The organism is Methylobacillus arboreus, from assembly GCF_020532725.1.
In the GTDB taxonomy this organism is placed as follows: domain Bacteria; phylum Pseudomonadota; class Gammaproteobacteria; order Burkholderiales; family Methylophilaceae; genus Methylobacillus; species Methylobacillus arboreus.
On the sequence record NZ_JAJAVC010000003.1, the window covers coordinates 472,193 to 491,850 of the forward strand.

The 19,658-nt window shown below is 54.9% G+C and carries 17 protein-coding genes; 6 read left to right on the forward strand and 11 right to left on the reverse strand.

Going from position 1 to position 19,658, the window contains the following annotated elements:
- Window positions 1-191 precede the first annotated feature (191 nt).
- Both LG198_RS02205 and LG198_RS02210 read left to right on the forward strand, forming a co-directional pair.
- Complete coding sequence (locus LG198_RS02205; RefSeq protein ID WP_230341535.1) at window positions 192-557, forward strand: response regulator; 366 nt, start codon at window positions 192-194, stop codon at window positions 555-557.
- A gap of 14 nt (window positions 558-571) precedes the next feature.
- On the forward strand, window positions 572-1,234 hold the full coding sequence (locus LG198_RS02210; protein WP_230341536.1) for a hypothetical protein: 663 nt from the start codon (window positions 572-574) through the stop codon (window positions 1,232-1,234).
- A gap of 19 nt (window positions 1,235-1,253) precedes the next feature.
- On the opposite strand, the gene LG198_RS02215 is transcribed toward LG198_RS02210, so the two are convergent.
- Together LG198_RS02215 and LG198_RS02220 are read right to left on the reverse strand one after the other, a co-directional pair.
- Complete coding sequence (locus LG198_RS02215) at window positions 1,254-1,979, reverse strand: Crp/Fnr family transcriptional regulator (protein ID WP_230341537.1); 726 nt, start codon at window positions 1,977-1,979, stop codon at window positions 1,254-1,256.
- Window positions 1,980-2,052: 73 nt separating this feature from the next.
- On the reverse strand, window positions 2,053-2,748 hold the full coding sequence (locus LG198_RS02220) for an MBL fold metallo-hydrolase (RefSeq protein WP_456085631.1): 696 nt from the start codon (window positions 2,746-2,748) through the stop codon (window positions 2,053-2,055).
- Between the two features lie 390 nt (window positions 2,749-3,138).
- Here LG198_RS02220 and mtlD point away from each other — a divergent pair, with 390 nt between their 5' ends.
- Together mtlD and LG198_RS02230 are read left to right on the forward strand one after the other, a co-directional pair.
- Window positions 3,139-5,325, forward strand: a complete 2,187-nt coding sequence (gene mtlD / locus LG198_RS02225; protein WP_230341539.1) for a bifunctional mannitol-1-phosphate dehydrogenase/phosphatase — start codon at window positions 3,139-3,141, stop codon at window positions 5,323-5,325.
- Window positions 5,326-5,381: 56 nt separating this feature from the next.
- Complete coding sequence (locus LG198_RS02230) at window positions 5,382-5,732, forward strand: TIGR01244 family sulfur transferase (RefSeq protein ID WP_230341540.1); 351 nt, start codon at window positions 5,382-5,384, stop codon at window positions 5,730-5,732.
- A 155-nt stretch (window positions 5,733-5,887) separates the two neighbouring features.
- Here the strand turns inward: LG198_RS02230 and acs are convergent, their stop codons facing one another.
- Window positions 5,888-7,852: an acetate--CoA ligase gene (acs, locus tag LG198_RS02235; RefSeq protein WP_230341541.1), complete on the reverse strand. Its 1,965-nt coding sequence runs from the start codon at window positions 7,850-7,852 to the stop codon at window positions 5,888-5,890.
- Between the two features lie 111 nt (window positions 7,853-7,963).
- On the opposite strand from acs, the gene glnE reads away from it, so the two are divergent.
- Complete coding sequence (gene glnE / locus LG198_RS02240; protein WP_230341542.1) at window positions 7,964-10,696, forward strand: bifunctional [glutamate--ammonia ligase]-adenylyl-L-tyrosine phosphorylase/[glutamate--ammonia-ligase] adenylyltransferase; 2,733 nt, start codon at window positions 7,964-7,966, stop codon at window positions 10,694-10,696.
- 5 nt (window positions 10,697-10,701) lie between these two features.
- Here glnE and LG198_RS02245 read toward each other — a convergent pair whose 3' ends face one another.
- The 3 genes from LG198_RS02245 to LG198_RS02255 form a co-directional block, all read right to left on the reverse strand.
- The gene (locus tag LG198_RS02245; protein WP_230341543.1) at window positions 10,702-11,325 is read right to left on the reverse strand and encodes an HD-GYP domain-containing protein; all 624 of its coding nucleotides are present in this window, start codon (window positions 11,323-11,325) and stop codon (window positions 10,702-10,704) included.
- A gap of 153 nt (window positions 11,326-11,478) precedes the next feature.
- Window positions 11,479-12,072 (reverse strand): DUF3828 domain-containing protein, encoded by a 594-nt coding sequence (locus LG198_RS02250; RefSeq protein ID WP_230341544.1) that lies wholly within the window; start codon window positions 12,070-12,072, stop codon window positions 11,479-11,481.
- An 80-nt stretch (window positions 12,073-12,152) separates the two neighbouring features.
- On the reverse strand, window positions 12,153-13,469 hold the full coding sequence (locus LG198_RS02255; RefSeq protein ID WP_230341545.1) for a PQQ-dependent sugar dehydrogenase: 1,317 nt from the start codon (window positions 13,467-13,469) through the stop codon (window positions 12,153-12,155).
- Between the two features lie 387 nt (window positions 13,470-13,856).
- Here LG198_RS02255 and LG198_RS02260 point away from each other — a divergent pair, with 387 nt between their 5' ends.
- The gene (locus LG198_RS02260; protein ID WP_230341546.1) at window positions 13,857-14,990 is read left to right on the forward strand and encodes a methyltransferase; all 1,134 of its coding nucleotides are present in this window, start codon (window positions 13,857-13,859) and stop codon (window positions 14,988-14,990) included.
- Here LG198_RS02260 and LG198_RS02265 read toward each other — a convergent pair.
- The 5 genes from LG198_RS02265 to LG198_RS02285 form a co-directional block, all read right to left on the reverse strand.
- Window positions 14,987-16,603: a Na/Pi cotransporter family protein gene (locus tag LG198_RS02265; RefSeq protein WP_230341547.1), complete on the reverse strand. Its 1,617-nt coding sequence runs from the start codon at window positions 16,601-16,603 to the stop codon at window positions 14,987-14,989. The genes LG198_RS02260 and LG198_RS02265 overlap by 4 nt on opposite strands.
- A 75-nt stretch (window positions 16,604-16,678) precedes the next feature.
- Complete coding sequence (locus tag LG198_RS02270) at window positions 16,679-17,275, reverse strand: hypothetical protein (protein WP_230341548.1); 597 nt, start codon at window positions 17,273-17,275, stop codon at window positions 16,679-16,681.
- A 14-nt stretch (window positions 17,276-17,289) separates the two neighbouring features.
- The gene (locus LG198_RS02275; protein WP_230341549.1) at window positions 17,290-17,892 is read right to left on the reverse strand and encodes a M15 family metallopeptidase; all 603 of its coding nucleotides are present in this window, start codon (window positions 17,890-17,892) and stop codon (window positions 17,290-17,292) included.
- Window positions 17,893-18,188: 296 nt separating this feature from the next.
- A complete protein-coding gene (locus tag LG198_RS02280; protein ID WP_230341550.1) occupies window positions 18,189-19,025 on the reverse strand; it encodes a hypothetical protein in 837 nt (278 codons plus the stop codon).
- A 29-nt stretch (window positions 19,026-19,054) separates the two neighbouring features.
- Window positions 19,055-19,615 (reverse strand): tetratricopeptide repeat protein, encoded by a 561-nt coding sequence (locus LG198_RS02285; RefSeq protein ID WP_230341551.1) that lies wholly within the window; start codon window positions 19,613-19,615, stop codon window positions 19,055-19,057.
- Window positions 19,616-19,658: the final 43 nt, after the last annotated feature.

Genomic DNA, 19,658 nt, shown 5'->3' on the forward strand with positions numbered 1-19,658 from the left:
TTTTGTGCCGGAGTTCCGCTGTTTTTATGTTCAGGGGTATGATGCCCCTGAATCGACCGGCTGACGCGATAGGCTTTAATCAATATGTGAAACATCATATTGCTGAGTCTCGGGTTTTTCTATAATGCAAACAACTGTGCTTACCAAATAACTGCACTCGGAACAACTCACAATAAAAAAACGGAGGGGACTTGGATAAACAGGTGCGACGGGCGTTGATTGTCGAAGATTATCAGGCAGCGGCGGAAACGTTCAAGGAATTGCTGGAAATGTTCGGCTTTCAGGTGGATTATGTCATGGCGGGTGCTGATGCAGCGCGCGCAGTTTCCCTGGATGATTATGATGTCGTATTCATGGACTTGAATCTTCCGGATATCTCAGGGCTTGCACTGGTCAAGCAATTACGTGCATTGTTGCCGGAAAAATTACCAAAGTTTGTTGCGGTAAGTGGGTTTGCCAAGAGTGACCTCGGAGTGGAAGCCAGTGAGTTGTTTGATTTCTACCTGGAAAAACCGATAGATATTGCTACCCTGGAACCCATACTGCAATCTATTTGACAAGGTTGAATGCATTGGAATCTCCAATAACAATACAACAACAGCAGGAGTGGGTGGTCGCCGGTATCAGGCATGAGATATTCATGCGGGTTTTTCCTACCTTGAGACATGGCCTGGTCGGCCCGATTTCAATTGCGCGCATGAGTGTGTCCATCGTACGGCGCCTGCTGTCCAGAGGCGAGGTAAACAAGGCAATGCTGAACGAGCCAGTTGAGCGGATGGACCAGCAACTGGCCGAGGCCGTCACAGGAATACGCGCCTTGCAGACATGGGAGCCGGAAGCGAAAGGCACGGCGATCCCGGCCGAAGTGTTGCGCCAGGGGATTGCCTTGATGACGGCCTCACTGGCTTTGCGTGACATCAAGCTGGATTATGTACCCAGTGATACCCAGGATCTTGATGAAGTGCGTCACCAGCCGTTTCTTTATGCCTGGTTGGCGCTGCTGTGCTATTTCGAGGACAGGCTGAGCGAACCTGCTACCTTGCGTATCGAGCAAAAAGAACCCAAGTCTGTGTGTGTGGAAATAACACGCTCCTTGTATGATGCCAATCAGGTCAAGCCCAAGCCAAGCGTGCGCGCCAATATCATTGACCAGGCTGCGTTGGAAACTGTTGCAGCCGCCGGTGGTTTGCGTCTGACTTTCGGTGAGGAGTGGGTGAGCTTCAGCTGGGCATAGTCATATGCCAGGATCAGTCTCAGCAAAGCAAGGGCCGGGGTTTTAACGGCGCATAGAAATAATCCGCCAGGCTTGCCAGCATTTTTTCATCATAGATGGTCAGCATATTGTTACCGATGCTATGCAGCCCGAGCTTTTCCAGCTTGCGCAGTGTCTTGTTGGTGTGGGCAAGCGACAAGCCCAGTGAGTCGGCGATTTCCTGCTGGGTCAGCGGAAAAGGAATGCTTTTGCCGGGCGTGGGATAGATCGACTTGTAGCGTTTGTAGAGATGCAACAGCAGCATGGCGATTTTCTCCAATCCGCTGCGCGCGCCGACATTGACCAGGTTGTCATCGACAACGCGTTCCTCTTGGGCACACAGCCAGGTGATATCGTATGCCAGGGCAGGGTAATGCTCATAAAGCGACCAGAGCCTGTTCTTGTCGAGTTCGCACAATGTCACCGGCGTCAACGATTGTACACTGCTGTCGCTGTTGTCCAGCAGGTTCTGCTGCAACCCGATCAAATCTCCCGGCAACAGGAAGTTGAGGATCTGGCGGTTGCCGTTCTTGAGTGTGCGGTAACGGTAGGCCCAGCCATCAAGCAGGGTATAAAGCTGTGCCGAACTGGCACCTTCTTTTACCAGAATCCTGCCTGCGGGATAAGTGAGCTGGCGCAGCTTGAGTTTGTTGATAAATTTGATTTCCTCAGGCTGGTGGGTTTTAAAGGCTTTTTGTTGCCGCAGGTACTCACTTAGCTCGTCCATAAAAGATTCTCTTGGGATTAGTTAATTTAAAATGATCTGGGATATTTGTCGGGGTTGCTTGCGCAAGTCCTACTTAGCCATGGGGCAGGGCTTCTATCCCCAATTTCCTGTTGGCTGGTACTGCCACATCGAGCATCTCAGGTTTTGGCAGATCCAGTGCCTGCATGATGGCAATGAATGCCTCCCGTGACTTGCCTGCCAGCCGTGGGTTGATGGCTTTTTCCTGGCCTATGGCACTGACGCGATAACCCTTGTAATCATGTCCCGGATAGACCAGTGTTTCATCCGGCAATGTGAACAGCTTGTTGGTGATGCTGTCATAAAGCGTCCCGGCGTCCCCTCCCTGAAAATCAGTCCGTCCACAGCCATTGATCAATAATGAATCTCCGGTGAACACGCGGTCATCCACCAGGTAACTGACGCTGCCTACCGTATGGCCCGGCGTTGCCAGCACATGGACGGTGTGCTGGCCCAGGCTTAGCTGGTCCCCATGCTGCAATTGCAGGTCGGCAGACAAGGCATTGCAATGGCTGCCGATGCCTGTGAGGGTGTTGGTTTCCTGGCGCAACAGGCCGCTGGCCGTAATATGGTCGGCATGCACGTGGGTTTCCAGGGAGTATTTCAGTACCAGGCCATGTTGTTCCAGCAATGTGAGGTAATGCTGGAATCCTGAATCCACGGGGTCGATCAACAATGCTTCCTTGCTGGATTCATCGCCGAGCAGATAGGTATAGGTAGAGGATTCCTGGTCAAACAGTTGCCTGAATATCATTGAGGCTCCTTTCTTGATTTTTATCGGTTGATCCTCGGGGCAAGGGTGTCAATCTCGAGCTGACACAATAGAAGACAACGGCTTCCCGAACTATGTTCCTAGCGGATATTAACGCATCGATAAAAATCCGGAACCAAAGTTTTTTCAGGCGGATGGCAATCAACGGACAGGCATCGTGTCACCGGTACAAATGTTGCCTCAGTCCTACAAGCAAGCCGTTTTCAAGATCGTTAGGGTACTGGCGAATTCCGGGTGTTCTTCATCGCATCAGATTGAATCGAAAGACCAAATAGCCGAACAGTAACGAAAATATGTTATGGTAAAAAAGTCATCATTCATTTCACTATCGAGGTGAACCCGCGTAATCATCAGTGTTAAGGATTTTTAATGATTTTCAAGGAAAGACTCATCCATGCCGCCATATTTGATATGGATGGCACCATGTTCGATACTGAACGCCTCCGCTTTACCACCATCAAGCAAGCTTCTGCCGAATTATTCGGCGAAACCATCAGCGATGAAATCCTGATCGGCTCCCTGGGCCTGAGTGCCAAAAGGGCAGAAGAGCTCGCCAAAAGCCGTTATGGCGAACACTATCCATATGCCGCGATCCGCAAGCGTGCAGATGAGCTGGAACTGGCGCATGTGCGCAAGCATGGCGTGCCGATAAAGCCGGGCCTGTATGAAATCCTCGAGCGCCTCAAACGCAATGGCTTGTTGATGGCGGTAGCGACATCCAGCCGCCGTGCGATTGCCGAGGAATACCTAATCAATGCCAATGTCATGAAATATTTCGACATCACGGTGTGTGGCGACGAGGTCAAGCAGGGCAAGCCCCATCCCGAGATTTTCCGCACTGCCGCCGCAGAGCTTAATTGCCTGCCCGAGCATTGCTTGATGTTCGAAGATTCAGAAAACGGTTTGCTGTCTGCTTCAGGGGCTGGCGGCCTGCCTATCCTGGTGAAAGATATCAAGGAACCACGGCCGGAAATCAAACAACTGGCTTACCAGGCATACGAAAGCATGCCGGATTTCCTCGCCGATCTCACCAAGTTCACACCCAATCTGCCCAAACCCAAGCTGACCGACGCCTTCCCACAGACAGTCAACCATGTGCGGGCTGGTATTCATGGTTTTGGTGCGATGGGGGGCGGATATCTTGCGCAGATTTTCTCACATTGGGATGGCTATACCCGGCCCTATGAAATTATCGGCGCCAGTAAAAATGCGACGCTGCGCAGCCTGGTCAATGCGTTTGGCAAGTACGAGGTGAGCTACGGCAATCTGGCATTTCAGCAGGCCATAGACCGTATTCGCCTGATCGATATGGCAGATGAGGCTGCGGTGTGTGATATGTATGCCGTTTCGGAAATTATCGGCCTGTGCCTGCCGGAAGCTGCGATCAAGCAGCAGGCCGGCATGATTGCCAAGGGGCTGATTGCGCGTTACCAGAACGGTGCAAGACCGCTCACCATTCTTGTAGTGCTCAACAAGCTGGGCGGTGCGGCATTCGTGAAGCGCCAGGTGAGGGAAGCCATGCAGCGCATGCTGGGCGTCCAGCAAGTTGAGCAGGTGATGGAGATTGCGTGTTTTACCGAAACCGTGGTTAACCGCATGGTGTCAAAAATACCGAAAGAAATTCTATTGAAGCAGGTGAGGATTAATTTCGCTAGTTTTGAAAAGCATACCCAGCATAAGCTGCTGGGCCCTGCCGGCAATGTGGCGCCCCTGCATCAGGAGGCTGCGCTCCTGGCCGAGCCTGACCTTGGCAAGATCGTGAGCCAGTTGCGCCATGCCTCCCATCTCAACCGTGCCCTGGACCAGTTGGGCGTTACTTTGTTTGAAAGCGGGCCGGACATGGTGCTTTATGCCAAGAAGGGCGGCAAGATACTCGAGCGCTTGCGCCAGGTGCAGACCGTGGACAACATTGCCGAAATCCAGGCGATCAAGAACCGGCTCCTGAATGGCACCCATGCGATCATTGCCTGGTATGCCAGCCTGCTTGGTTACCAGACCATAGGTCAGGGCATGGGGGACGAACGTGTAGTCATGCTGGTCAAGCGCCTGGTCAATAACGAAATCAAGCCGGCCATGCTCCGCGAAAACCCGGCATTGGCCGAGTACATCAACACTTCATTCGTCAATAGCTTTATTTCCCGCTGTAAGGCCTCCTTCAAGGACCCATGCCGCCGTATTGGTCGCGATCCGTTGCGCAAGCTGCAGCGCAAGGAGCGCATCATGGGCAGTATAGAGCTTGCCGCACGTCATGGCATTGCCACTCCCATGCTGGAGTTCGGTGCGGCGCTGGGCATCCTGTACTCGCTGCGCCTGGTGACGCCTGAGGACAAGGAGTGCCAGCGCATCAAGGCGTTGTTTGAGGCAAATCATTCGGTGGCGGATGTGCTGGCATTCAATGGCGATTACCATGGCAAACCTTATCAAGGGCTGAATGCAGAGCTGGATACCGCCCTGATCGAAAGAGTGGCAGAGCATCTGCGCCAGCTGACCAATCCGGCTTCCGCGCATTGGCAATGGCCGCTGAGTTATAACTATGCGGACGAGTTGGCTTCCTGAGGCGTGATGGGACTGGGCTCTCATGATATATTGACGTCGTTACAGGAGGAGCAACTATGACGATCAATATCAAAAACATCAACGAGCAGTTCAGCAGCTGTCCACAGCTGACCGTAGACCAGGTGCCCGAGGCTGTTTCAGCGGGTTTCAAGACCATTATCAATAACCGCCCTGATGGTGAAGGCGGCCCTGAGCAGCCAAAGAGCGAGGAAATACGCCAGGCGGCCGAATCCAACGGTCTCAAGTATGTGCATATCCCAGTGGTTCAAGGTCAGTTGACCCAGGCCCAGGTAGATGAATTGGCGGCACTGCTTCCAGACTTGCCGACGCCTATTCTTGGTTTCTGCAAGGGTGGTGTGCGTGCAGCCAATATCTATCAGCATGCGCTTGTAAAAAGCGGGCAGTAAACCTCTCTAAAACCAAGGGCGAGCGCAGCGAAGCCAAAAGGCGACCCAATTGCCCGCGACATCCCCTGCGCTGCTCGGTGCGGTCCCATGGAAGGGAAGTCAAACCCGCCTTGGCTTCGCTGCGCTCGCCCTTGGTGAGCGAGTGCAGTGCTGGCTTAACCCACTGTCTGTTTAAGTTGCTCCAGGATCGCCGGATTATCCAGGGTTGAAATATCCGAGGTGATTTCTTCGCCTTTGGCCAGGGAGCGCAGCAGGCGGCGCATGATCTTGCCGGAGCGGGTCTTGGGCAGGTTTTCGCCAAAGCGGATTTCATCCGGCTTGGCAATCGGGCCGATTTCCTTGCCTACCCAGTCGCGTAATTGTGCTGCAATGGTTTTTGCGTCGTCGCCTTCAGGGCGCTCACCCTTGAGGACGACATAGGCCACGATGGATTCACCCTTGATTTCGTGCGGCCTGCCCACGATCGCAGCTTCAGCAACGAGCGGGTTGGCAACCAGCGCTGACTCGATTTCCATGGTGCCCAGGCGGTGGCCGGATACGTTGAGCACGTCGTCGATGCGGCCCATGATCCAGAAATAGCCGTCTTCGTCGCGGTGCGCGGAATCGCCCGCCAGGTAGAGACCCTTGAGTTCTTCCGGGAAATAGGCTTTCCTGAAACGCTCGGGGTTGCCCCAGATATTGCGGATCATGGAAGGCCAGGGTTTTTTCACGACAAGCAGGCCGCCGCCAGTGCCGTCGATGTGGGTGCCGTCTTCCTCGACGATATCCATGATGATGCCGGGCAGCGGACGTGTACAGGAGCCGGGCTTGAGGTTGATCGCACCGGGCAGGGGAGCAATCATGTGCGAGCCGGTCTCGGTCTGCCACCAGGTGTCGGCAATCGGGCAGCGTTCCTTGCCGACGACCTTGTGATACCACATCCAGGCTTCTGGATTGATCGGTTCACCCACTGTACCGAGCAGGCGCAGGCTGGAGAGGTCATAGCGGTTTGGCAGGTCGCCACCCAGTTTGATGAGGGAGCGGATTGCGGTGGGGGCGGTATAGAAAATGCTGACCTTGTGGCGTTCGACCATTTGCCAGAAGCGGCCGGCATCCGGATAGGTGGGCACGCCTTCAAAAACTACCTGAGTGCTGCCCAATGCCAGCGGGCCGTAGGCAACATAGCTATGGCCGGTAATCCAGCCCACATCGGCCGTACACCAGTAAATGTCCGTGGCCTTGTGGTCGAATACCCACTTCATGCTCGTGATGGCGCCAAGCAGGTAGCCGCCGGTGGAGTGCTGCACGCCCTTGGGCGTGCCGGTAGAGCCGGAAGTGTATAGGATGAAGAGCGGATGTTCCGCGTCAACCCAGACCGGTTCGCAATAGTCGCTTTCAGCAGACTCTATCTCGTGCCACCAGAGATCGCGCTCGGCATGCCAGGCGATATCAATGCCTGTACGTTGATAGACGATGACTTTTTTTATGGCTTCGCATCCGCCCTGGCTAATAGCCTCGTCCACTGCAGCCTTGAGGGCAACCGGCTTGCCGCCGCGCACGCCGCCATCGGCGGTAATGACAAGTTTGGCGCCGACATCGACGATGCGCTCGTGCAGGCTCTTGGCCGAGAAACCGCCGAATACGACGGAGTGAATGGCGCCGATACGGGCGCAGGCCTGCATGGCGACGATGGCTTCTATGCTCATCGGCAGGTAGATGATGACGCGGTCGCCCAGGCCGATGCCTTGCTTTTTCAATGCGTTGGCAAAGCGGCATACACGCTGGTGCAGTTCCTTGTAGGTAATGTTGGTGATTGCGCCATCGTCAGCCTCGAAGATCAGCGCGATCTTGTTGGCGCGCTTTTCCAGGTGACGGTCTATACAGTTGTAGGAAGCATTGAGTTTGCCGTCGGCAAACCAGCGGTAAAAAGGAGCATCGGATTCGTCCAGGACCTCGGTAAACGGGGTCTGCCAGTTGATTTCCTGCCGGGCCAGATCGGCCCAGAAGCCTGTGTAATCCTGTTCAGCCGCATCGCACAAGGCTTGATAGCCTTCCAAGCCCGATACGGTGGCGGCCTGACGGAATGCATCGCGCGGTGCAAAAATGCGCGTTTCCGTCAGCACGGATTCAATGGACGACATAAATACTCCTTCAAAACTCTATAATGAGGTTATGAGTCGAGGTGAAGTCACTTGCTGTATCACCTTGTAACGTTAGGAAGCGAATTATAACATTTCATTTACAAATTCACGATGCGCACACTATCACAGATTTTGCAGCCAGATACAGACTTATCGCAGGATGAACAATATTTATTGCATGCCATAAAGTGCAGCTCGTTCATTGCGCGCCTGGTCAACAGCGATGCGGTTTTGTTGTCAGAGCTTGGCGCTAGTCTGCACCAGGCCTGGTCCGCGGAAGAAATGCAAACCTGGCTGGACAATCAAAACGTTGTAGACGATAACAGCCTCAAGCGGGCACTGCGCAAATTGCGCCAGCGTGTGATGTTGCGCCTGATCGTGCGTGATCTGAATGGCTTGGGCGGCCTTGACGAAGTCATGCAGGTGGTGAGCACGCTGGCTGAAATCAGCCTGCAATTTGCCTTGCACCATCTCACGCCCTGGCTGGAGACGCAATATGGCCGGCCTATTGGTGAAGAGAGCGGCGAGCGCCAGCATTTTACCGTGGTGGGCATGGGCAAGTTGGGCGGGCATGAACTCAACGTGTCTTCAGATATCGACCTGATTTTTGCGTTTGCCGAGGATGGCGAAACCGATGGTGCGAAATCCATTAGTAACGTGGATTTTTTCACGCGCCTCGCCAAGCGCCTGATTGCCGCGATTGATGAAATCACCGAGGATGGCTTTGTGTTCCGCGTGGACATGCGCCTCAGGCCTTATGGCTCAGAAGGTCCGCTGGCTTGTAGTTTTTCCATGCTGGAGGAGTATTACCAGAATCAGGGGCGTGAATGGGAGCGCTATGCCTGGATCAAGGGCAGGGTGGTGGCTGGCCCGGACCAGGGGCTGAGCAAGTTGCTGCGTCCGTTTGTTTTTCGCAAATACCTCGACTTCGGCGCCCTGGCCTCTATGCGCGATCTCAAGCTGCAGATACAGCGGGATGTCAACCGGCGCGATATGCATGACAACATCAAGCTGGGCCGTGGCGGTATCCGCGAGGTGGAGTTCATTGCCCAGGTGTTCCAGCTTATCCGCGGCGGCAGGGATGCCAGCCTGCAGATCAAGTCCACCCTTGCCGTACTTGGCTTGCTTAGGTCAAAGGGCTTGTTGCCTGCCACCACGGTGCGTGAGTTAAAAGCCGCTTATATCTTCCTGCGCAACCTGGAGCACAGGCTGCAATATCTTGAAGATACCCAGACTCAGGATATTCCTGCCAATGAAGAGAGCCGGGGCAGGATTGCGCTGGGGATGGGCTACGAAAGCTGGGATGCATTCCTGGCTGCATTGGAGCTGCATCGCAGTTTGGTGCAGCGTCATTTTGAGGAAGTGTTCAGTGATCCGGCGGAGGAGCGTATCCAGAAAGACACGACGCAGCAGCAGGAAGCAGCGCTGTGGAAACGCCAGGTTGAAGGCGCCGATGCGGTAGCGGCCATGGCGCAGTTCGGCTATGCAGAGCCGGAAGAAACCTTACGCAAGCTGCTGAGCCTGCATGAAAGCCCGCGTTACAAGCAATTGCCGGAAATAAGCCGCCAGCGTTTTGATACCTTGATACCACTGGCGATTGCCGAGGCTGCGCATGAACCCAACCCGGACCAGGCACTGATTCGCGTAGCCGACCTTCTGGATAGCATCTGCCGGCGTGCGAGCTATCTTGCCCTGCTCGCCGAGTATCCTTCGGCATTGACGTTGGTGATACGTATCGTCGGCGCCAGTCCCTGGCTTGCGCAATATCTTACCCAGCATCCTATTTTGCTCGATGAGTTGTTGGATACGCGTAATCTTTATGCCGCACCGGATTTTGCTGCGATGCATGCAGACCTTGAACAGCGGATTCAGGCACTGGATGGGGATGTTGAAAGGCAAATGGACGAAATGCGGCATTTCAAGCATGCGGCCGTGTTCCGCTTTGCCGCCAAGGACGTCGCAGGAGAGCTGGCACTTGAAACACTGTCGGATTACCTGAGCGCATTGGCCGATATTATTCTCGATGTCGCCATCAAGACGATCTGGCCCAGCCTGCGCAACCGGCATCGTGATGAGCCGCAGTTTGCCGTTATTGGCTATGGCAAGCTGGGCGGCAAGGAGCTCGGCTATGCTTCCGACCTTGATATCATCTTCCTCTATGATGATGAGGCACCAGAGGCCGGTGAGATGTATGCCAAGCTGGGCCAGCGCATCAATACCTGGCTGAGCAGCATGACATCGGCAGGCGCCCTGTATGAAACCGATATGCAATTACGGCCGGATGGCGCGAGCGGCCTGCTGGTCAGCTCGGTGCAGGCGTTCAAGACCTATCAGCAGGAAAAAGCCTGGGTCTGGGAGCACCAGGCGCTGACCCGGGCAAGGTTCTGTGCGGGCAGTCAAGCCATTGGCGCCATATTCGAGCGCATTCGCAAAGAAGTATTATGCCAGCCACGAGATAAACAAACGCTTGCCGCAGAAGTGGTTGCCATGCGGCAGAAAATGCACCAGGCTCATCCCAACCATGGCGACCTGTTCGACCTGAAGCATGATAGCGGCGGGATTGTCGATGTCGAGTTTATCGTACAGTACCTAGTCCTGGCGCATGCGCAACAATATCCGGAACTGACGCGCAACCTGGGCAATATTGCCTTGCTGGAAATATTGGGAAGGTTGGGATTGGTGGACGCAGCGCTTGCGCACCAGGTGGCGCAGGCATACCGTGATTACCGGCGCTGCCAGCATGCGATTCGTTTGCAGGGAGACAGCAAGGCCCGCGTACCCCTTGCCAAGGTCGAGGCGGAAGTGGCTGCGGTACGCGACTTGTGGCAGCAGGTATTTGTATAGCTGCGCTAATCTATACGTGCAGGGCTGCGTTCAATCACATGCATAAAGCATGCAAACACATCCGGGTCGGTCTTGATGCCTTCTTCTGTTGCCAGAATATCAATGATTTCGCGGTGGTTGCGAGCACGGTGGTATGGTCGGGTAGTGGCCATGGCATCATAGGCATCGGCAATCAGCAGGATGCGGGATTCCAATGGGATATTGTCGCCAACCAGCCCGTCCGGATAGCCGCTGCCGTTAAAGCACTCATGGTGATGGCGGATGATAGTGGCAATCTGCTCGGCCTGAGGGTGTAACGTATTGCGGAACAGGCGCTCGCCTTTGGCTGGATGCATCTTCATCATGACCCATTCCTCGGAATTCAACGGGCCAGGCTTGAGCAGAACGCTATCTGGAATACCGATTTTCCCGATGTCATGAAACCGGGCGCCGACGGCGAGGAGATCAAGCTCTCTCTGGTCCAGGCTGCATGCCATGCCGATCTCGCGGGCAAGCAGTGAAACTCGGTCGCAGTGCTGGTGGGTATAAGCATCGCGCTCGTCCAAAGCCAGAAAAAGTGCCTGCGTGGATTCGGCAAGATAGGATTCGAAGGAGGAGGGGGCGACTGATCTTTGCAAATTATCCGGCAAGATCAGCCTCCCGGGCAGCGGCAGTGGGAGATACTGACGGGAAGTGTGTAAGAGTTACTACTATCAATCGCAAATCCGTTTGAAGCTAAATATTATGTGTCCTAAATATTAGGCGTACATTAGCATATGCCGGATGCTATTGAAACCGCTAATTCAGCATGCAGGATTCTTGTCGATGACCGATTTCAGGCTCTTGCCGGCCTTGTTTGTTGCAAACGGTGCGTGGTATTCAATATCGTAGATCATCCACTGACCGTTTTCCTTCTGCAGGATCACTTCATCATCCCAGCGCTGGGTCTTGCCATCTTTTTCCAGGCGGAAATGCACTGTCGCCTGACGTCCAAGCTGGGTGGTAATGCTGGGTTCGATGGTGAAGCTGCTGAATCCGGCATCATTGGATGTGAAAAGGTCGCCGCTGGTCCATGGTGTGGCTTTGCCCCGCGAGCGGCAACGGTGCTGTTCGCGTAGCGAAATATAGAAAATGCGGTGCAACTTGGGGATGAAGTGCTGCGAAATGGCATCCAGCTGTTGTATATTGGGCAAACCGACTACTTTGTTGCTTTTTTGCAGCGCTGCGTAATCTTCAAAAAAACGTACGGCAACGTCCCTGGCTTCGTCTTTCTCAGGCTTGGCAGCATCGACAGGGAAAGCCAACAGCAAACTCAGGCTGACTGCGAGGGGAAGAAAAGGCTTGGCCATATACAAGACTCCGGTTAGCGCTACGGCTTCGGGATTGAGATGGCGCATTAGAGCATGCCGGTAAAAGCGCAGGCAAGCCCTTGAAGGGGCTTGCCGCTAGATCAGGAAAAAATCCGTATCCTGCTTCATTAATTTGCTGATGCTGCTGAGCTCACCCGCCAGATGGTGTTGCCAACATCGTCGGCAACCAGCAGGGCACCTTTTTGTTCAACCAGCACGCCCACCGGCCGTCCCTGGGCCTCGCCGCGCTCGTTGATAAAGCCGGTGAGGACATCAATAGGGTTCCCTTCAGGCTTGCCATCTGCAAATGGAACGAACAGCACCTTGTAGCCGCTGCTGGGCTTGCGGTTCCATGAGCCATGCTGGCCAATGAACATGCCGTTGGCGAATGGCTCAGGCAGTGTATTGCCTTTGGCTGCAGCCAACCCCAGTGATGCAGTATGCGGCCCTACGGCATAATCCGGTGAGATGGCCTTGGCTACCAGCTCGGGTTTTTGCGGTTGTACGCGTACATCAACGTGGTTGCCGTAATAGCTGTATGGCCAGCCATAAAAGCCGCCATCCTGCACCGAGGTGATGTAGTCGGGCACCAAATCGCTGCCGATTTCGTCCCGCTCATTGACCGCAGTCCATAGGGCGCCGCTGTCAGGTTCCCAGGCCAGGCCGTTAGGATTGCGCAGGCCGGAGGCAAAAATGCGGTGCTCGCCGTTTTGTGCATCGACTTCCCAAATGGCCGCGCGGCCTTCTTCTATCTCCAAGCCGTTTTCGCCGATATTGCTGTTTGAGCCGACGGTGACATAAAGCTTGCTGCCGTCAGCGTTGGCGATCAGGTTCTTGGTCCAGTGGTGGTTGCGCGGCAAGCCTGGCAGGTCAACCAGTTTAGTGGGAGGGGCGCTGATGCTGGTTTCTCCTTCTTTGTAGGGGAAGGTAACCACGGCATCGGCATTGGCGACATAAAATGTATCACCTATCAGCGCCATGCCGAATGGCGAATGCAAATCCTTGAGGAATACCGACCGCTGGTCGGCCACGCCGTCGCCATCGGTATCGCGCAACAGGGTAATGCGGTTGGCGCTGGGAGTGCCGGCGCCGCCCCGCTTCATGAACTTGCTTGCGAACCAGCCGCGCAGGCTGAAGCCTTCATCATCTTTTGGAGGGCTATTCGTCTCTGCCACGAGGATATCGCCATTCGGCAATTGATACAGCCAGCGCGGGTGCTCAAGGTCTGTGGCAAAGGCGTTAACGGCAGTGCCTTCTGCGGCCCTGGGCGTCGCTCCCTCCGGCCAGCCCACTGCGGTGGCAACATGCACGGTTGGAATCAGGCTGCTGCGGGGCTCCGGCAATTCGGGCTTGGGGCCAATGCCTGCCGAGACGGGGAGTTTGGCGACATCGCCGCAGGCGGCAAGGGATAAGGCAATCAAGGCGGGAATGAGCGTTCGATGCATGATGTGTCCTTTAATGGTATCCGGGGGAGTAGGGGTCATGATCTATAATGGCCGGATCAGGTTTGTTTTGATTCTACAGGTTTAGAGCCTGTTGATGATTATTTCATGGGGTACGTTGTCCCGGCAGGGTAGTCGAAGCAAGGCGCAAACCGCAGACGTGCTCATTGCACGGCGAGGATTTGCAACGCAGCAGCGGCTGCGCTGCCGGGACAACCCGAAGGGCATGGCCCCAAAATGCGCCCGCTCTGCGTTGCAAATCCTTGGCAAGGCAATGAGCATTACCTGCGGACTGCGCCTTGACCGGACGCGTTTTGAAGCCATGCGTACCCCATGAAATAATCATCAACAGGCTCTTAATGACGCATCACGCACAAAGAAAGTTCTGACTTGAGTACAGCATCTCCTCCCCATCCCGTTGTTCTCTGGCAAGAAGGCGGTGAAGCGCGCAGTGCCTTGTGGCGTTCGGAAAACCACAGCAAACCGCCTGCCCGGGTGCAAGTGGTCGACGATACCATCAAGGCTGACCATGCCTACCGCCTGGCTTGCGAAGGTACGGCCTTGCTATGGCGCGGCGATTTCCAGAATGCGCGCCAACTGTTGCAGGCAATGGCGCGCCGTATGGATCGCAAGTCAGCCAAAACCTCGGTGCAGCCTGCCGAGGCATTCCACTTGCACCGCCAGGCGCAGGCGCAACGCGCCCGGGTGCTAGGCATGCTTTTGGTAGAGCTTGGGGCGGATTACCACATTGCATTGCGCCGTGCTCCTGATGTGAAGCAAGCTTGCCTGCAGGCATATGGCGAGGCGGAACAGGGAGCCTTGGTTTCATTGCGGGAGGTGCAAGGTTTGATCGGCGCCTACGAGTGGCGCAAGAAGGGGGTTGAGGTTCCCGCTCTGGGCGCGCGTATCCATCCGCATTACAGCGTGTTCTCACCAGTACGGGGCGAATATGTTGACTTGGTAGCCCAGGCACCACTGCCGGATACGTCACTTGCCTTTGATATCGGCACCGGCAGCGGCGTGCTTGCTGCTGTGCTGGCAAAGCGCGGGGTCAAACGGGTATTGGCGACCGATCAGGATGCACGGGCTTTGGCCTGCGCACGGGACAATATGCAAAAACTGGGGCTGGAGCAGCAGGTTGAGATATTGGAACGCAACCTGTTTCCAGAGGGACAAGCGCCTTTGATTGTCTGCAATCCGCCATGGATACCGGCCAAGGCCAACGCTGCAATCGAATATGCGATTTACGACCCGGACAGCGCCATGCTCAAGGGGTTCCTGAGCGGGGCGGCGGCACATCTGGCACCCGCGGGCGAGGCTTGGCTGGTTATGTCTGATATTGCCGAGCACCTTGGCCTGCGAACGCGCCAGCAGTTGCTGGATATGGTTGCAGCAGCCGGGCTCAAGGTGTTGGGACGGATTGATGCAAAGCCCAGGCACTCGCGTGCCAGCGATGCATCAGACCCTCTGCACCAGGCGCGCGCGGCTGAGGTGACTTCTCTCTGGCGCTTGGCCGCTGTTTAAGCGGCGGCTTGTTCCTGCTCTGCTGGTTCACCTGTCTCAACGGAGCTCGGCGGTTTGTCGTCACTTGCTTGTAACTGATCGAATGCCAGCATAGCCTTGGTGAGCTGCTGGTTGAAACGACGCGTTTCTGCCAGTTTGAGCAAGTCATCGCCACCTGATTCATGCGCAAGGCGCTCGTGCAGTACTTCCTGGAATATGGCCTGTTTTTTCTGTTGACGCTCTCGAACAAATTGGCGATAGGCTTTACGCAATGCGGTCCGGTCAGGCGGCAAAGGGCTGTCGCTGAGCGCTTGCCAGTAGGGTATTTCCAGGCTGAACGCGGCCTGGTTTTCAGCCAGGTGCCGTGCCAGGCTGGGCAGGAGTTGCAGCGCCATGGACAGGCGCAACTGGTTTTGTACCAGCAGGTTCAGCGATTCGGCTTCTTCTGCGGACATGCTTTGCTGGGCTAGCTGGGCAATGTAGTGGTGCAGGTTCTTTAATATCTGCTTGTTATCTTCCAGCAGTTGCGTATCGAGCTCATGCGTTTGCCCCATCATCAGCGCCTGGCGCGCGATCAGTTGCCCGGCGCGCATGCCTTCGAGGCTCATGGCCTTGATTGCGAGGCTTGGAATAGCCAAGCTGGATTGATCCAGGCTGAAGGAGGCCTGGTGGGCCGGATGCTTGAACTTGGTTTGCAGCCAGCGCAGCAATGGAGGGGTCAGCGGGTACATCAGCACTACGCCCAATACATTGAATGCAGTGTGGAACAGCGCGAGGATGAACTGGGGCTGGGCATCATGAAACACCAACTGGGCGATTTCCTGAATGCCCCAAAGCAATGGCTTGAGCAATAGCAACGCGACAATTGCGGTGAGCACATTGAACAATACATGCAGGCTTGCCACGCGCTTGGCAGTAGCCGTGGCGGCGAGGGTGGCCAGCAGGGCGGTGGATGTGGTGCCGACATTGGAGCCGATCACGACGGCTGCCCCGATTTCCAGCGGCACTGCACCTGTGGAAACCGCGGTTACCACCAGGGCAATCACTGCCAGCGAGGCCTGCATTACCACGGTGAGCAAAATACCTGCCAACATGGAAAGCAGGATGCCCCAAACGCCCAGGCTCGTGAGATAGGCAAAGTCCACATTGACAAAGACCGTATCAAAACTGGTCTTGAGATATCCAAGCCCGAGAAACAGCAGCGCAAAACCGGTAAATGCCTCTCCAATACCTTGGCGCCGGGATTGTTTGCTAAACAATTTGAGCATGACAGCGATACCGAGTATCGGCAATGCCAAATCATCCAGCTTGAAGCTGCCGCCGACCACGGCGACCACCCAGGCACTCAGGGAACTGCCGAGGTTGCTGCCATAAATGACAAAGGCAGCCGCGGACAGGGAGAGAATGTTGGCATTGGCAAAGCCGATGGTGGCCACGGTGATCGCGGTGGAAGACTGTACCGCGAGCGTACTGACGCTGCCGATAAAAATGCCTTGTAGCGGCGTGCCGGTCCAGCGTTGGAGTAATTGCATGAAGCTGGGGCCAGCGGCGGTTTTCAAGCCGCGCGTCATCCAGTCTATGCCCAGCAGCATGAGGCCAATGGCACCCAGGCCCATGAAAATATCAGACCACATTGAATAAATTGAGCGTTTGAATGAAACGCTAGTTTAACCTGAATGTGCTATTTGCCTGAATGCGTGTGTATTGCGCTATTCCAATAGCAGCTTGAGTTCACGCTGGTTACCGCTGAAATTAAGCCCGCCGACCGTGATGCTCAGCGTAGCTTCGGGCATGTCACGATCAATGAGAAATTCAACCAGGCTGTCCTTGGTTTCGTCCCGTGCGACAAGCTCATTAAGGTAGTTGCTTGGCTTGATGCGTATTTCACCTGCCTGCAGGCGGAAGGAGTCGCTCCAGAAGTTCAGGCCGCCAGCGGCGTTGGTCCAGGCGCGGATTTTCAGGCTGATGCGTTGCTGGTTTGGCGGTTCGGGCGTGGATGTGGCGGAGAGAATGGTATAGCGGAATTCGTTACCGGTGCCGCTGTCCATGCGCACATTGTTGCCATCGGGTAGCTTGATTTCCCTGGCAGCAATTGGCGTTATTGAGGTTTCAGGAGGCGCTTGCTGGCTGACGATGGGATGGTCCTGGTTGCTCGATACGTTTGGCTTGCCTGTTTCCGTTGTGCCAAACCACCCGGTTTGCTGAATTGTCACCACCAGTCCTGTCAGCGCCGTGATGATGCCGGCAATGGCTGTCAGTATCCCCGGGATTGTCTGCCACCAACTGCCTGTCTTGTTTTCAGCCATTTGTATTGTTCCCTTCAAGCAAACGCCGGAGTATTGGAGGAAAGGCGTCCACGTAGTTCTGCAAGCATTTGCCGCTCAGCCAGGCTAGTGGCCCAGGCGGGCCGGAGCTGGAAATGCGGCTGGTCAACTATCGTTTTCCAGTTGCCACCCCATTCCAGCCCCAGCTCCTCGCCCAATACGCCGACGGCTTTGTATTTGGGCGAATCGCCAAGGTAGCGGTTGCCCTCGAATACGCCGACATCAAAGGCAATACCGAAGTTGTGGTTAGAATAGCCGCCGCGGGCATTGGTGACAATATTACCGGGAGCGCTACGCCCCTGGGCATACAGGGCATCTTGTTCTTCGTAAGTGCGTAGCCCGCTGATTACCTTGATGTTGATACCAGCGGCCGCCGCTTTTTCGATCAGGGCCCGGGCAAGCGGGCGTACTTCAGGCAGGAGGGTGGCAATTTGTTTTTCGCTGCGGGGGTCGGCAGTATTGGGTTGAGGAGGAGGGGCGGTTTGTTCTGTCTGTACCAGTTTTTGATAAATTGCACCCCAGGTTTCAGGGCCGGCCTTTCCATCGACTTGCACTCCCAATGCCGATTGCACTGCCCGGATCATTTCGTTCATGGTCATGATGTGCCCTTAATAATTTGCTGGTGGTGTTTGGGATCATAGGATAAAAATCATGATTATGAGTATATCTATAATGATGCGGACGGGAAATAGCGTTGACCAGCTTCTAGTAATTGGTCCATGTTAAGGCGAATACAGTTGGCCACTAGTCGAGAAGAGGCAAGTTGCTTCAATATGGATTGGTACTGCTGGACCAAGCCAGGGTAAGAATGCTTGGAAAATATAATCTAAAAATACAAAGGGGAAATGTCATCGCGACATTTCCCCACGGTTTTATAGCTTTTGATTAAGCGGAATTACTTGCCAACTTTCAATTTGCCCCCAGTACCCAGGCCGCCTTCAACTTCTTGCGCCTTGTAATGGCGCAGGGATACAACCATCTTGTTGTAGGCATCAACGAATGCTGCAACAGTGGCCTTGCCTTCCGGCGTACGTGAGAAGCCGCCCAAACTGCCTGCTGCGCCACCGCCAAAGGCACCGAGCGCGGCACCATAATTTGTGGCGGTTGCATTGCCTTCCGCAATGCCGATTTGCACGGAAGAGCGGATATCGTATAACGACAATGTCACTACAGATACTTTGGATTCCAGGGAGCCGGCCAATGTGCCTACGCCGTTGCCAATCAGGCTGCCCAAGGCACCTGCAATTTTACCGGTGGAGTCATTATCGATGATGATCGCTGGTTCAAGAAAGTAATCTGCAGCAACCCGTTGGCCTTTCTGTTGATTGGATCCGGCACGGAATTCGCCAGAGTTGCGTTGCTTGTCCGTGATGGCGGAAATACGACCATCGGTGCGGCTGTTGCCAATAGCAGTGATCACAAAACAGTTGGACTGCTGCACTGCCAAACGCAGAAGCGGCTCAATGCTGGTGACTTTGGTGGCAGAGCCGAAAGTCGTAAACCATTCCTTGTCGCGACCATCATCCATGGCAATGGTGCCAAGAGGCGCTGCGCAGCGCTCCAGATTAGAGTTGGCGTCTGCGCTGGTGCTGCCAGCTGCTGCACCCGAGGCTGCGGTCGGCGATGAGCCAGACGAAAGCATTCCGCCCAGTCCTGGGCCATCTGTACTGACACAGCCAGCTAGTGTCAACGGTAAAAGTGCCATGGCGGCATAAAGTTTTTTCTTGAACATGCTAAATCTCGCTAAAAGTTTCAGGGGGGTTAATAAAAATACCAAGAGGAACCGCGCCAGTAGCTACGGTAGGCATATCCGCTATACCAATACCCATGCCAATAAGGGCGGTATAAATTGAGCCATCTTCTGTATTCGACCTCATTCTTTTTGGCTTCCTGAGCCTGCTTCAGCAGGTTTTGGGCTTCTTGATTGCCCTTGGACGCTGCCAGGCTGAGCCAGGACTCGGCTTCAGCGGGGTCTGACCCCATTTCTTCCAGTCCCATAAGATAGAAACGGCCAACAGCTAGTTGGGCATCAACATCGCCATGCTCTGCCGCATGACGCATCCAGGTCAGTGCTTGATAAGTATTGCGGGTGATACCATCACCGCGGAAATATCGCAGTCCCAAATCGAAGGCCGCGCGTGGGTCTTTTTCGGCCAGTGCAGTTAGTTGCTGAATCTTTAGTTTCTCTTCGGGGCTGATAGAAGATTCGGGAGTGAATGTTGACGAGTTGCGCGGACGGTCTGAACACCCTTGATCGTCGCAGATACGGACAGTTTGGCTTTGCGGAGTGGAGGCACATCCATAAAGGCCAACTAGCGCCATTAAGCAAATGAGCAAATTTTTCATATTGTTTTGAATTGTTTTT